This is a genomic window from Streptomyces sp. NPDC058401, from assembly GCF_042722885.1.
Lineage (GTDB): Bacteria > Actinomycetota > Actinomycetes > Streptomycetales > Streptomycetaceae > Streptomyces.
This window is the reverse complement of record NZ_JBHXKA010000078.1, coordinates 1-13,573: the sequence shown is the minus strand read 5'-3', so window position 1 is coordinate 13,573 and position 13,573 is coordinate 1. Positions and strand designations below refer to the sequence as shown.

The following is a 13,573-nucleotide window of genomic DNA, read 5'->3' as shown; positions in this document are numbered from 1 at the left end:
CACTATGGCTAAGGAAACAGGGCGCAAGCTGATCGCCCAGAACAAGAAGGCGCGGCACGACTACACGATCATCGGCACCTACGAGTGCGGCCTCGTGCTCACGGGTACCGAGGTCAAGTCCCTGCGCCAGGGACGTGCCTCGCTGGTGGACGGCTTCGTGTCGGTGGAGAGCGGCGAGGCCTGGCTCTACAACGTGCACGTGCCGGAGTACAGCCAGGGGACCTGGACCAACCACAGCGCGCGCCGCAAGCGCAAGCTCCTCCTGCACCGGGAGGAGATCGACAAGCTGGAGTCGAAGACCGGGGAGACGGGCAACACGATCGTGCCGCTCGCCCTGTACTTCAAGGACGGCCGGGCGAAGATCGAGATCGCGCTGGCGAAGGGCAAGAAGGAGTACGACAAGCGGCAGTCGCTGCGCGAGAAGCAGGACACGCGCGAGACGAACCGGGTGATCTCGGCCGTGAAGCGCAAGGAACGCGGCCAGCTTTAATCTTCTGGCACGCAGTGGTCCACTTCGCGTACGATGGCGTCAGCACCACGCGCTTGCGGGTGGCGCCGATCGAGCGGGACGCATGGAGAGCGCCGGCTGGATCTCTAACTGAACAGCGTGAAACATGGGGATGATCGGTTTCGACAGCGGATGTCGATGTAGGGGAAGCGAGCCGAGAAAGCGGCAATGATCTCGTTAACCATATGTCGCAAACAATAATCGCCAACTCCAAGAGCGATAACTCCCGCTTCACCCTCGCTGCCTAATAACAGTGAGCTGAAGCCTCTGTGAGGAGCGTCAGCCCGGAAGTGGTCCCGGTCCGGATCCTGGCGTCAATTAGGGATCTAAACCTCTAACTCCGGTCACGGGGGATAGAGGGAAATCAAACAGTGACTGAGCCCGTCGGAGACTTGTCCGTGTGATCTCCGGGGCTGAGAAAAGCGCAGCGGAATGCGCTCGGAGAAGCCCTACTTCTGCACCGTTGGACGCGGGTTCGATTCCCGCCATCTCCACAACCCCATGTGAAAAAGCCCCCGGCTCGCGAGTCCACTCGCAGGCCGGGGGCTTTTTCGTGCGTGGGCGCCGGGGGGCCGGGCGCCGGGGACGGGGGCGGGGGTGGGCGGGCGTGGGCTCGCTCGGGCCGGGGTTGGGCTCGGGGCGGGGGTGGGCTCGGGCCGGGTACGGGGGCGGGGGTGGGTTCCGGGCCCTGCCCCGTCAGTAGTGGTGGCGGGCTTTCAGGGGTTCGGGTTCGGGCTCGGGGTTCGGGTTTGCCGATCCCGCCGAACGGGGCGCGCGGGATTCCGCCGATCACGCGGGGGATCCTGTGGGGCAGGGCTCGCGGCGGAAGCGGACCCTCCTCACCCCTCGCCCCCGCGCCCTCGCGGTCGCGGGCGACCGCTTCCATCAGGCGCTTCGCGTTCTCCGGCGACCGGAGGAGGTGGGCGGTCTCCTGCCAGGAGTCGTAGTCGCCGGCGGACATGAGGGCGGCGTCGCCGCTCTTGGAGGTGATGCGCACCGGAGTGTGGTCGGTGTCGACGCGCTCGATGAGCGCGAACAGGGTCTCTCGGGCCTCGCGGGCGCTGATGGACATGGCGTCACTCCGTTCTTGGAGGTATGTGACTACCGGACCTGTCTCGTACGGGACGGGGCCCGTAGGAGTCCGGCTCCGCCCAGGAGGAGGGCCAGCGCCGCCGCCCCCGCGGGCAGGGCGTACGGGGCCGTCGTGCCCCAGTGGTCGATCGCCGAGCCGGCCGTCGCCGAGCCTGCCGCGATGCCTGCGAAGAGGGCGGTGACGGCGAGGGTCATGCCCTCGTTGAGGCGGCCCGGCGGGGTGACGGCGTGGATCCGGGACATCGCGGTGACCATGACGGGGGCCGTGGCCATGCCGGCCAGCAGGAGGGCCGCGGCCAGGGGGAGCAGGGAGCCGGTGGCCGCCGCGGCCCAGGGCAGGGTCATGGCGAGGGCCAGGACGCCGAGGCAGACGGGGAGCGTGCGCGGGCGCAGGGTGCCGTAGAGCAGCCCGGCGGCGCAGGAGCCGGCGGCCTGGAGGGCGAGGACCGGGCCCGAGAGCCCGCCGAGGCCGTGGGCGCCGAGGTGGGCGATGGAGGTGATCTCCATGGAGCCGAACATCGCGCCGAGCACGAGGAAGAGCGGCAGCAGTCCGCCCAGGGAGCGGAGCGGGGAGGGCCCCGGGACCGCGGGCGCCGGCGGGGGTTCGGTGGCGCGGTGGGCCGTGAAGACCAGCATCCCGGTGAGCAGCAGGACGGCCCCGGCGAGGGTGCCCGCCTCCGGGAAGGCGGCGGTGCACAGGAAGGCGGCGGCCACCGGCCCGAGCATGTAGGCCAGTTCGTCCGCGGCCTGTTCGAAGGACATCGCGGTGTGCCGGGAGGCCGGGTCGTCCCGCAGCAGGTGGGTCCAGCGGGCGCGGGACATGCCGCCGATGTTGGGGGTGGTCGCGGTGGCGGCGTAGGAGGCGAAGAGGGTCCACGCGGGGGCGCCGGTCCGGACGCACACGACGAGGGAGAGCGAGCCGAGGACGGCGATCACGGTGGCGGGCACGGCGACCCGGGCCTGTCCGTGCCGGTCGACCAGCCGGGCCGTCCAGGGCGCCACCAGGGCGGTGGCGGCCAGGCCGGCCGCCACGACCGCGCCGGCGAGGGCGTACGAGCCGCGCTGCCCGGCGATCATCATGACGGCGCTGATGCCGAACATGCCCATGGGGAGCCGGGCGATGAGGTTCCCGGTGGTGAACCCGCGGGTGCCGGGGAGCGCGAAGAGCCGGCGGTACGGGCCCGGGACGCGGGCCGGCCGCGCCGCGCGGGCCGGCTGCCCCGCGCGGTACGGGTGCTCCTGCCGTGCCGGGGCGGCGGCGAGCACCAGCGTGGTGCCGGAGACGGCCATGAGCGGGCCGCGCACGGCCGGGGCGGCACGGCGGACGCCGCTGACGGCCGGGGCGACCGGCCGGGTGGCGGACGCCGGGACGGCAGGCGGGGTGGCGGACGCCGGGACGGCACCCGGGGTGGCGGACGCCGGGACGGCACCCGGGGTGGCGGACGCCGGGACGGCAGGCGGGGTGACGGACGCCGGGACGGCAGACGGGGTGACGGACGGCGGGACGGCAGGCGGGAGACCGGCAGGCGGCGGAGTGGCGGTGGGCATGGGGCAAGGCTCGTGCCCGGGGCCGTCTGCGGTCCAACACCTGTTCGGGGCCGATTCACCGCTCTGCGTTGTCAATGAGGCCGGGGTTGTTAGTCTCCGCAGGTGACGCCCCGAGACGTGGAACCCCGCCTGCTGCGCGCCTTCCTCGCCGTGGCCGAGGAGCTGCACTTCACCCGCGCCGCCGCCCGGCTCTACCTGGCCCAGCAGGCCCTCAGCCGGGACGTGCGCCGGCTCGAACAGACCCTGGGGGCAACCCTGTTCGTGCGGACCACCCGCGCCGTGGAGCTGACCCCGGACGGGGAGCGGCTGCTGCCCCTGGCCCGGAGCGTGCTGCGGGCCCACGAGGAACTGGCCGGGGCGTTCGCCGGGCCACGGCCGCTGCTCGTCGACCTCAACACCGACGGGCCCGGAACCGCCCGCAGCGTCCTGGACCGGGCCCGGGAACTCGCCCCCGACTGCGAGCTGATGGCCCGCTTCGAGTCCGGGCTCACCCACGCCGCCGCCGAGATCGCCGCGGGCCGCCTCGACGTCTCCTTCGGGTACGCCGACGGCCTCGACCCGGCGCTGCGGGCCCGCCTGGACCTGACGCCGGTCCGGTACGAGCCGCTCGCGGTGCTGCTGCCCGAGGGGCACGCGCTGGCCGCGCTGGACGCCGTACCGCTGGACGCGCTGCGCGGGGAGACGGTGTACACCGGGGCCGGGAACCCGCGGACCCGGGAGTGGACGGGGCTGGCGCGCGAGCTGTTCGCCGGCCGGGGCATCGCGCCGGCGCCGCCCGCGCCGGTGGCGGTGGGCAAGGACGAGTTCCGCCGGGTCATGGCCAAGACGGGCCATCCGGTCCTCGCCACCGTGGGCTTCGTCGACCTGCCCGGCTGCGTCAAGCGGCCGCTGACCGCCCCGGTGCCGCTGTCGCCGCTCTCCATGGTGTGCCGCAAGGGGGCGGGCCATCCCGGGCTCGACGCGCTGCGCCGCGCCGCCGCGGAGCTCGGGGCGGCGCGCGGCTGGCTGGAACTGCCACCGGACAGCTGGCTGCCCGCCTCGCTCACACCGGGCCGGGGCGGCGGGTGAGTGCAAGGTTTCCCGCCGGTCATCCGGCGGGGACCGGGGCCGAAACGAGCCCTTCCTACGGTCATCACCACGAAGGACGCGACGGGCGCGAAGACGCGACGGGTGCGGCCGGAGGCGACGGGACGCGATGAGCGCGACGTGATCGCAGCAGCTGTGGAGGCGTGTGATGACCAGTACGACCGCACCGCGCAAGGGTGGCCGCTGGATCGAGCGGTGGGACCCCGAGGACGAGACCTTCTGGCGGGAAACGGGGGAGAAGACCGCCCGCCGCAACCTGGTCTACTCCGTGCTCTCCGAGCACATCGGGTTCTCGATCTGGTCCCTGTGGTCCGTGATGGTGCTCTTCATGGGCCCGAAGTACGGGATCGACCCCGCCGGGAAGTTCTTCCTCATCGCCACCGCCACCTGCGTCGGCGCCCTGGTCCGGGTGCCCTACACCTTCGCCGTGGCCCGCTTCGGCGGCCGCAACTGGACCATCGTCAGCGCCCTGCTGCTGCTCGCCCCGACGGTCGCCGCCTGGCTGGTGATGGAGCCCGGGACCTCGTACGGCACCTTCCTGCTGGTGGCCGCGCTGACCGGGGTCGGCGGCGGCAACTTCGCCTCGTCGATGACCAACATCAACGCCTTCTTCCCGCTGCGCAAGAAGGGCTGGGCGCTCGGCCTCAACGCGGGCGGCGGCAACATCGGCGTCCCCGTCGTCCAGCTCGTGGCCCTGCTGGTCATCGGTACGGCCGGAGCCGGCCACCCGCGGCTGCTGCTCGGCGCCTACGTCCCGCTCATCGTGCTCGCGGCGACGCTCGCCGCGCTGCGCATGGACAACCTGGCGCCCGTGCGCAGCGATACCGGGGCGGTACGGGAGGCGGTCCGCGAGGGGCACACCTGGATCATGGCGTTCCTGTACATCGGCACCTTCGGCTCCTTCATCGGCTACAGCTTCGCCTTCGGCCTGGTCCTGCAGACGCAGTTCGGCCGCACCCCGCTCCAGGCGGCCTCGCTCACCTTCATCGGACCGCTGCTCGGCTCGCTGATCCGGCCGGTCGGCGGGGCCCTCGCGGACCGCTTCGGCGGCGCGTGGATCACCCTGGGAACGTTCGTGTCGATGGCGGCGGCGACCGGAGTGGTGATCCTGGCCTCCGTACGGGAATCCCTGCCGGTGTTCCTGGTCGGCTTCGTGGGGCTGTTCGTCCTCAGCGGGCTCGGCAACGGCTCCACCTACAAGATGATCCCCGGCATCTTCCAGGCGAAGGCGCTGGCCCGCGGGATGAGCGGCGAGGACGCGGCCGCGTACGGGCGGCGGCTGTCCGGGGCCTCCATGGGACTCATCGGCGCGGTCGGCGCGCTCGGCGGGCTCGGCATCAACCTGGTCTTCCGCGAGGCGTTCCTCAGCTCCGGCTCCGGCACGGCGGCCTTCGTGACCTTCCTCGGCTTCTACGCGGTGTGCTGCGCCGTCACCTGGGCGGTATACCTTCGCCGGCCCGCCCAGGTGATGATCCCCGAGGCCGGGGCGGAGGCGAAGCCGCAGCTCACCACGGTGTAACGGCGAGCACACGGCGGTTAACGGCGCCGAAATACGCGTGAACCGAGCCTGATACGCCACCAGGGCAGGCTCGGTTCACGCAAGCGTCACGAGTGCGTGTGACCGCGACACCGGACCGCGACACCGGACCCCGATATCGGACCGCGACACCGGACTCCGATATCGGACCCCGACACCGGACCCGACCACTGCGCGAGGCAGGTCACCATGCACGACCAGGACACCCCCACCGGTCCGCCCACCGCTCCGCCCGCAGGCCCGCTCGCCGGATTCACCGTCGGGGTCACCGCCGCCCGGCGGGCCGACGATCTCATCGCCCTGCTGCGCCGCCGCGGGGCCACCGTGCTGCACGCCCCCGCCCTGCGGATCGTGCCGCTCGCCGACGACGCCGAACTGCTGTCCGCCACCAAGGAGCTGATCGGCTGCGCGCCCGACGTGGTGGTGGCGACCACCGCCATCGGCTTCCGGGGCTGGATCGAGGCCGCCGACGGGTGGGGGCTCGGCGAGGAACTGCTCGGGTGGCTGCGGGAGACCGAACTGCTGGCGCGCGGACCGAAGGTGAAGGGTGCGATCAGGGCCGCCGGGCTCGTGGAGACCTGGTCCCCGCGCTCGGAGTCCCTCGCCGAGGTACTGGACCGGCTGCTCACGGCCGGGGTGGCCGGCCGGCGCATCGCCCTCCAGCTGCACGGGGAGCCGCTGCCCGGGTTCATCGAGGCCCTGCGGGCGGGCGGGGCCGAGGTGGTCGGCGTACCCGTCTACCGGTGGATGCCGCCGGAGGACCTCGGGCCGCTGGACCGGCTGATCGACGCGGTGGCCGCGGGCGGGGTGGACGCGGTCAGCTTCACCTCCGCGCCCGCGGCGGCCTCGCTGCTGTCACGGGCCACGGAGCGGGGCGTACGGGACCAGGTGCTCGGGGCGCTGACCGGCGGGTCCGTGCTGTCGGCGTGCGTGGGACCGGTGACGGCCCTGCCCCTGCAGGCGGAAGGCGTGCCCACGGTGCAGCCCGAGCGCTTCCGGCTCGGACCCCTCGTGCAGCTCCTGTGCCAGGAACTCCCGGGCCGGGCCCGCGTGCTCCCGGTCGCCGGACACCGGCTGGAGCTGCGCGGGCACGCGGTCCTCGTCGACAGCGAGCTGCGCCCCGTCCCGCCGGCCGGGATGGCCCTGCTCGGGGCGCTGTCCCGGCGCCCGGGCTGGGTCGTGGCCCGCTCCGAACTGCTGCGCACCCTCCCGGGCGCGGGCCGTGACGAGCACGCGGTGGAAACGGCGATGGCCCGGCTGCGCGTGGCCCTGGGCGTACCCAACCTCATCCAGACCGTCGTCAAGCGGGGCTACCGGCTGTCGCTGGACGCGGGCGCCTGCGCGGACTGAGGGGGACCGAGCGGACTGAGGGGGACCGAGCGGACTGAGGGGGCCGAGCGGACTGAGGGGGACCGAGCGGACTGAGGGGACCGAGGGGACGGGAGCCTTCCGTTGACCGGGGGGCCCTCCGTTAACGTGTTCGGATGATCATTGACGGTGTGGAGATGAGGGAGATCCGGGAGGCGGACGCCGCCGGGGTCGCCGAGGCGCTGGACCGCAACCGGGCGTACATGGCCCCCTACGAGCCGTGGCGGACCGAGGAGTTCTACACCGAGGCCGGGCAGCGGGCGCGGATCGCGGAGCTGCTCGCGGCCCGGGAGGGCGGCCGGGCCCGGCCGTTCGTGCTGGTGGCCGCCGGCGGGGTGGCCGGGACGATCAACCTCCAGAACATCGTGCGCGGGGCACTGTGCAGCGGCGCCATCGGCTACTGGATCGACGAGGCCTGGACCGGCAAGGGACTGGCCACCGCCGCCCTGCACGAGGTCATCCGGGTCGCCCGCGACGAGGAGGGGCTGCACCGGGTCGAGGCGGGGACCCGCGTCGAGAACCTGGCCTCGCAGCGGGTGCTGGCGAAGGCGGGCTTCGAACAGTACGGGCTCGCGCCCCGCTACCTGCACGTCGGCGGGGACTGGCAGGACCACCGCCTCTTCCACCTCCTCCTCAACGACGAGCCGCCCGCCCTCTAGCCGAGTGCCCGCGAGACGGGCACTCTGGGGGCACGCCCCGAGTGGGAGGCGGTGACGGGTATGTGGTTCGACTCCGGGCGGGTCTGCCTGGACCTGGTGGCTACTTTTTCACCCCTCGCGCACACGGAGGGCATCCGGGACGGCGACGGGCTGTCCCTGTGGCTCACCGGAGCCGGGCTGGTGCCCGACCGGACGCCGCTCACCCGGGTCGGCGACGACTGGGTGCACGCCTTCCGGGTGCTGCGCGCCGACGTCGAGAGCCTCGTACGGGCCGAGCTGGCCGGAGCCGCGCCGCCCGCGGCCCCGCTGGCCCGGGTCAACGCGGCGGCCGCCGGTCCACCCCCGGGACTGTGTGCAGTGCAGGACCAAGAAGGTCACCTCGTACGGGAGTTGTGCGGCGGGGTCGAATGCGCCGGACTGCTCGCCGCCGTGGCCCGGGACGCCGTCGAACTGCTCACCGACCCCGGCGAACGGGCACTGCTGCGGGCCTGCGAGGGCGACGGCTGCGCCCGCGTCTACCTCGACACCTCGCGCGGACACCGCCGCCGCTGGTGCTCCAGCGAGCTCTGCGGGAACCGCGAGCGCGTGGCCCGCCACCGCCGCCGCGTCCTCGAATCCCGCCCCGGCTGACGCGGCCCGCGCCGCCCGCCGGGCGTGATCTTCGTCCTGATCCGCGAGCCGTCCCGGAAGGGGCGTGCGCGGAAGGGCCCCTTGGCGTACGGTTGACGGCTGCCCATGCACGTCAGAAAGGGGCCTTGGTGGCCGCGCAGAATGCCGCTGTCGACAGCACGGCGGATTCCGTCCGCGATCGGGAGATCGCGGTCGAGCAGACGCATCTCGATCACGTGTACCGACGCCTTGAGGAGAAGATCCACGAGGCGGAGTTCCTGATGAACGACGCCGCCAAGCGCGGGCAGGTCGGCACGCCGGGCGCCCTCGCGGAGCGGGACGCGCAGGTGTTCCGCGCCGGGATCCATCTCAACCGTCTCAACAACGAGTTCGAGGACTTCCTGTTCGGCCGCATCGACCTGGTCCTCGGCAAGGACGGGGAGCGGGGCCCCGACGGCGCCTTCACCTCCGTCGAGCCCGCCGACGACGCGATCCGTACCGACCTCACGGCCGATATCGCCGAGACGCTCCACATCGGCCGCATCGGGGTCCTCGACTCCGACTACGCGCCGCTCGTCATCGACTGGCGGGCCCCCGCGGCCGCGCCGTTCTACCGCTCCACCCCCAAGGAGCCCGGCCGCGTCGTGCGCCGCCGGGTCATCCGCTCCAAGGGCCGCAAGGTGCTCGGCGTCGAGGACGACCTGATGCGCCCCGAGGTGACCGCCTTCCTCGACGGGGGCGAGCTGCCCGTCATCGGCGACGGCGCCCTGATGGCCGCCCTCGGGCGGGCCCGCACCCACTCGATGCGCGACATCGTCTCCTCCATCCAGGCCGAGCAGGACCTCGTCATCCGGGCGCCCGCCGCCTCGGTCGCCGAGGTCGCGGGCGGCCCCGGCACCGGCAAGACCGCCGTCGCCCTGCACCGCGCCGCCTACCTGCTCTACCAGGACCGCCGGCGCTACTCCGGCGGCATCCTGATCGTCTCCCCGACCCCGCTCCTGGTCGCCTACACCGAGGGCGTCCTGCCCTCCCTCGGCGAGGAGGGCCAGGTCGCCATCCGGGCGCTCGGATCCCTCGTCGACGGGGCCGAGGCGACCACGTACGACGATCCGTCCACCGCACGCGTCAAGGGCTCGTCCCGGATGCTGAAGGTGCTGCGCAAGGCCGTACGGGGCGCCCTGGAGTTCGGCGGTCCCGGCGGGGCGCCCGCCCCGGACCGGCTGCGCGTGGTGGCCTTCGGCCGCCGCCAGGAGCTGGAGGCCCACGACCTCGACCGGATCCGGCAGAACGTCCTGTCCGGCACCGCCCCGGTCAACCTGCTGCGCCCGCGCGCCCGCAAGCTCCTGCTGGACGCGCTGTACTCGAAGTCCGGCGGGGCCGGCCGGCACAGCGACCCGGAGCTCGCCGCCGAGCTGCGCTCCGCCTTCGACGAGGACATCTCGACGGAGGACGCGTTCATCGAGTTCCTGAACGCCTGGTGGCCCGAGCTGACCCCGCGCGGGGTGCTGGCCTCCATGGCGGACGAGCGGCGCCTGTCGCGCTGGTCGCGCCGGGACCTGAACCCGCGCGAGACCCGGCAGGTGGCACGCTCCCTGCGCCGGGTCGGCCCGGACGGCAAGGGCGCCCTGTCGGTGCACGACGTGGCGCTGCTGGACGAGCTCCAGCAGCTGCTGGGTGCGCCCGCACGGCCCAAGCGGAAGCGGGAGCACGGCCCGCTGGACCAGCTGAGCGGGCTGGAGGAGCTGATGCCGACCCGCGAGGAGACCCAGTGGGAGCGGGCCGAGCGGCTCGCGGCGGAGCGCACCGAGTACGCGCACGTCATCGTCGACGAGGCGCAGGACCTGACGCCGATGCAGTGGCGGATGGTCGGCCGTCGCGGCCGGGGCGGCACGTGGACGGTGGTCGGTGACCCGGCGCAGTCCTCGTGGACCGATCCGCAGGAGGCGGCCGCCGCGCGCGACGAGGCGCTGGGCTCGCGGCCGCGGCGCAAGTTCACCCTGACGGTGAACTACCGCAACCCGGCCGAGGTCGCGGAGGTCGCCTCGCGGGTGCTGAAGCTGGCGGCGCCGGGCACGGAGCCGCCGACGGCCGTGCGCTCCACGGGGCTGCGGCCGCGCTTCACCGCGGTGCCCCCGGGCGAAGGGGACTTGCGCTCCACGGTCGTGGAGGAGACCCGGCGGCTGCTGGAGCAGGTGGACGGCACGGTGGGCGTGGTGGTGGCCATGGACCGGCGCGCGGAGGCCGCGGGCTGGCTCGCGGACCTGGGGGAGCGGGCGGTCGCCCTGGGCAGCCTGGAGGCGAAGGGCCTGGAGTACGACGCCACGGTGGTGGTCTCCCCGGCGGAGATCGCGGACGAGTCCCCGGCGGGCCTGCGGGTGCTCTACGTGGCCCTGACCCGTGCGACCCAGCAGCTGACGGTGGTCTCCACCGACCGGGACGAGCCGGACGCCGAGGGGGTCGCGGCGCTGCTCCAGCCGTAGGCCGCCGGGGCCGGCGGCGGCCCGCCGCGGGCTCTCACGGGCTCGCGCGGGGCGTCGTAGGGCCGGTTGGTCGGCGGCCAACGGCGTGGTCCCGCAACCGGTCGCCGGTGGGGGGATCACTTCGGGCGAACCTTTGTTAGCCTGGGTTACGGCACCGACTCGATCCAAGCCCCCGGGCCCAACCTTAGTCGCCTAGAGCGACCACTTGCCGCGAGGCGAGCATGGCGGGTCGGTGTCATAGACGTATGAAGCACCAGGTCCGCGTCCCCCACCCAGTGGGGGGCGCGGACCTTTTTGTATGGGCCACCCATTCCCCAGGCGGGAGTTATCTCGTATGGTGGAAGAGTTCTTCCGAAATTTGTAGCTGGTTACCTTGTACCGGCTGGTAGGTGGGACGATCGGACAACAGGTCCTGCCATACCTGCCGTGTTCTCGGCAAGAGGCGCGGGGCCCTGCGTGTGTACAGAAAAACCAGGGACAGAAGAGGAACACGGCCATGGCAACGGCGCCCAGCGTCTCGTACTCGATGACGGTCCGCCTGGAAGTGCCCGCGAGCGGTACCGCGGTCTCCCAGCTCACCACCGCCGTGGAGTCCTCCGGTGGCTCGGTCACCGGCCTCGACGTGACCGCATCCGGTCACGAGAAGCTCCGGATCGACGTCACCATCGCCGCGACGTCCACGGCGCACGCCGACGAGATCGTCGAGAAGCTCCGCGGGATCGAGGGCGTCAGCCTCGGCAAGGTCTCCGACCGAACCTTCCTGATGCACCTCGGCGGCAAGATCGAAATGCAGTCGAAGCACCCCATCCGCAACCGCGACGACCTCTCGATGATCTACACCCCGGGCGTGGCCCGCGTGTGCATGGCGATCGCCGAGAACCCCGAGGACGCCCGCCGTCTGACCATCAAGCGCAACTCCGTCGCAGTCGTGACGGACGGCAGCGCCGTGCTGGGCCTCGGCAACATCGGCCCGATGGCCGCGCTGCCCGTCATGGAGGGCAAGGCGGCCCTCTTCAAGCGCTTCGCCGGCATCGACGCCTGGCCGATCTGCCTCGACACCCAGGACCCCGACGAGATCGTCGCCGTCGTCAAGGCGATCGCCCCGGGCTTCGCGGGCATCAACCTGGAGGACATCTCCGCGCCGCGCTGCTTCGAGATCGAGGCCCGGCTGCGCGAGGCCCTCGACATCCCCGTCTTCCACGACGACCAGCACGGCACCGCCATCGTGGTCCTCGCCGCCCTCACCAACGCACTGCGCGTGGTGGGCAAGGCCGTTGGCGACGTCAAGGTGGTCATGTCGGGCGCCGGCGCCGCCGGTACCGCGATCCTCAAGCTGCTCCTCGCCGCCGGCGTCAAGAACGCCGTCAGCGCCGACATCCACGGTGTCGTGCACGCGGACCGCCCCGACCTCGTCGACGCGGCCGCGGACTCCCCGCTGCGCTGGATCGCCGACAACACCAACCCCGAGGGCTACACGGGCACGCTGAAGGAGGCCGTGGTCGGCGCCGACGTCTTCATCGGCGTCTCGGCCCCCAACGTCCTGTCCGGCGAGGACGTGGCCGCCATGGCGGAAGGCGCGATCGTGTTCGCGCTCGCGAACCCGGACCCCGAGGTGGACCCGGCGATCGCCCGCCAGACCGCCGCCGTCGTGGCCACCGGGCGTTCCGACTTCCCGAACCAGATCAACAACGTGCTGGTCTTCCCGGGCGTCTTCCGCGGCCTGCTGGACGCCCAGTCCCGCACCGTGAACACCGACATGATGCTGGCCGCCGCGAGCGCCCTGGCCGACGTGGTCGGCGAGGACGAGCTGAACGCGAACTACATCATCCCGTCCGTGTTCAACGACAAGGTCGCGGGCGCGGTCGCCGGAGCCGTCCGCAAGGCGGCCTCCACGGCTGTGACGCCGCCCACCTCCGTCTGATCCCCCGGCGCGTCGCGGGATGCGGGCCCCCCGGGCCGCCCATAGGGTTGCGGGGATGCCCGCGTGGCCCGCGGTCCGCGTCTCCGGACGTCATCCGGACACCGTCCGGAACGCCTTCCGGTGCGGACGGAGCGTCACCGCGGCGTGACTGTGGCGCTTTTCGTGTGACCCCGGCGGGTGCCGGATTGGCTTTCCCGCCGGTGGTGGGGGCAGGATGCGTAACCGGGCGAGAGGGTCTGACGTCAGACCCGGGTCCGGGGACTGTCCTAGGGCCCTGGCAGCATCGGCTTCGATCTCACGCCTCTAAGGCACGTTGAACACGGGAGTACAACATGAACCGCAGTGAGCTGGTGGCCGCTCTGTCCGAGCGCGCCGAGGTGACCCGCAAGGACGCCGACGCCGTTCTGGCCGCGCTCGCCGAGACCGTCGGCGAGATTGTCGCCAAGGGCGACGAGAAGGTCACCATCCCCGGCTTCCTGACCTTCGAGCGCACCCACCGTGCCGCTCGCACCGCGCGCAACCCGCAGACCGGCGACCCCATCCAGATCCCGGCCGGCTACAGCGTGAAGGTCTCCGCGGGCTCCAAGCTCAAGGAAGCCGCCAAGGGCAAGTAGTCCGCCCTTGTGCCGAAGGCCGCACAGGCCTCCGGGACGGCAGTAGTAGTACGTAGTACGCGAGAGGCGGCCACCCGGCACCGGGTGGCCGCCTCTCGGCGCTTCCGGCGCCGCGAGTGGCCCCCGGGAGCCAGAACGCCCCCACAGGCCC

10 protein-coding genes, 1 other RNA gene and 1 pseudogene are annotated in these 13,573 nt (G+C 72.8%); 10 read left to right on the top strand and 2 right to left on the bottom strand.

Annotation, left to right across the window (positions count from 1 at the left end; translation table 11 throughout):
* The first annotated feature begins 4 nt into the window (after nucleotides 1-4).
* Both smpB and ssrA read left to right on the top strand, forming a co-directional pair.
* The gene (gene smpB, locus ACFWNV_RS25735) at nucleotides 5-490 is read left to right on the top strand and encodes an SsrA-binding protein SmpB (protein ID WP_383951453.1); all 486 of its coding nucleotides are present in this window, start codon (nucleotides 5-7) and stop codon (nucleotides 488-490) included.
* Between the two features lie 126 nt (nucleotides 491-616).
* Nucleotides 617-1,005: a transfer-messenger RNA gene (gene ssrA, locus ACFWNV_RS25730) on the top strand.
* A 377-nt stretch (nucleotides 1,006-1,382) separates the two neighbouring features.
* On the opposite strand, the pseudogene ACFWNV_RS25725 reads toward ssrA, so the two are convergent.
* Both ACFWNV_RS25725 and ACFWNV_RS25720 read right to left on the bottom strand, forming a co-directional pair.
* Nucleotides 1,383-1,580 (bottom strand): annotated as a pseudogene (locus tag ACFWNV_RS25725) (type II toxin-antitoxin system Phd/YefM family antitoxin); the annotation flags it as partial.
* Nucleotides 1,581-1,609: 29 nt separating this feature from the next.
* Nucleotides 1,610-2,890, bottom strand: coding sequence for an MFS transporter (locus tag ACFWNV_RS25720; protein ID WP_383951496.1), 1,281 nt, complete (start codon nucleotides 2,888-2,890; stop codon nucleotides 1,610-1,612).
* A gap of 360 nt (nucleotides 2,891-3,250) precedes the next feature.
* On the opposite strand from ACFWNV_RS25720, the gene ACFWNV_RS25715 reads away from it, so the two are divergent.
* The 8 genes from ACFWNV_RS25715 to ACFWNV_RS25680 all read left to right on the top strand — a co-directional run bounded on the left by ACFWNV_RS25715 (nucleotide 3,251) and on the right by ACFWNV_RS25680 (nucleotide 13,422).
* On the top strand, nucleotides 3,251-4,216 hold the full coding sequence (locus ACFWNV_RS25715; protein WP_383951450.1) for a LysR family transcriptional regulator: 966 nt from the start codon (nucleotides 3,251-3,253) through the stop codon (nucleotides 4,214-4,216).
* Nucleotides 4,217-4,382: 166 nt separating this feature from the next.
* Nucleotides 4,383-5,753, top strand: a complete 1,371-nt coding sequence (locus tag ACFWNV_RS25710) for a nitrate/nitrite transporter (RefSeq protein WP_383951449.1) — start codon at nucleotides 4,383-4,385, stop codon at nucleotides 5,751-5,753.
* A 207-nt stretch (nucleotides 5,754-5,960) separates the two neighbouring features.
* Nucleotides 5,961-7,121 (top strand): uroporphyrinogen-III synthase, encoded by a 1,161-nt coding sequence (locus ACFWNV_RS25705; RefSeq protein WP_383951446.1) that lies wholly within the window; start codon nucleotides 5,961-5,963, stop codon nucleotides 7,119-7,121.
* Nucleotides 7,122-7,255: 134 nt separating this feature from the next.
* Nucleotides 7,256-7,798 carry a GNAT family N-acetyltransferase gene (locus ACFWNV_RS25700; protein WP_383951443.1) on the top strand — a complete coding sequence of 181 codons (543 nt, stop codon included), beginning with the start codon at nucleotides 7,256-7,258 and terminating at the stop codon, nucleotides 7,796-7,798.
* Between the two features lie 60 nt (nucleotides 7,799-7,858).
* The gene (locus ACFWNV_RS25695; protein WP_383951440.1) at nucleotides 7,859-8,428 is read left to right on the top strand and encodes a CGNR zinc finger domain-containing protein; all 570 of its coding nucleotides are present in this window, start codon (nucleotides 7,859-7,861) and stop codon (nucleotides 8,426-8,428) included.
* A 128-nt stretch (nucleotides 8,429-8,556) separates the two neighbouring features.
* On the top strand, nucleotides 8,557-10,887 hold the full coding sequence (locus ACFWNV_RS25690; protein WP_383951438.1) for a HelD family protein: 2,331 nt from the start codon (nucleotides 8,557-8,559) through the stop codon (nucleotides 10,885-10,887).
* 496 nt (nucleotides 10,888-11,383) lie between these two features.
* Nucleotides 11,384-12,808 (top strand): NAD-dependent malic enzyme, encoded by a 1,425-nt coding sequence (locus tag ACFWNV_RS25685; RefSeq protein ID WP_383951435.1) that lies wholly within the window; start codon nucleotides 11,384-11,386, stop codon nucleotides 12,806-12,808.
* Nucleotides 12,809-13,140: 332 nt separating this feature from the next.
* Nucleotides 13,141-13,422: an HU family DNA-binding protein gene (locus ACFWNV_RS25680; protein WP_007264399.1), complete on the top strand. Its 282-nt coding sequence runs from the start codon at nucleotides 13,141-13,143 to the stop codon at nucleotides 13,420-13,422.
* Nucleotides 13,423-13,573 lie beyond the last annotated feature (151 nt).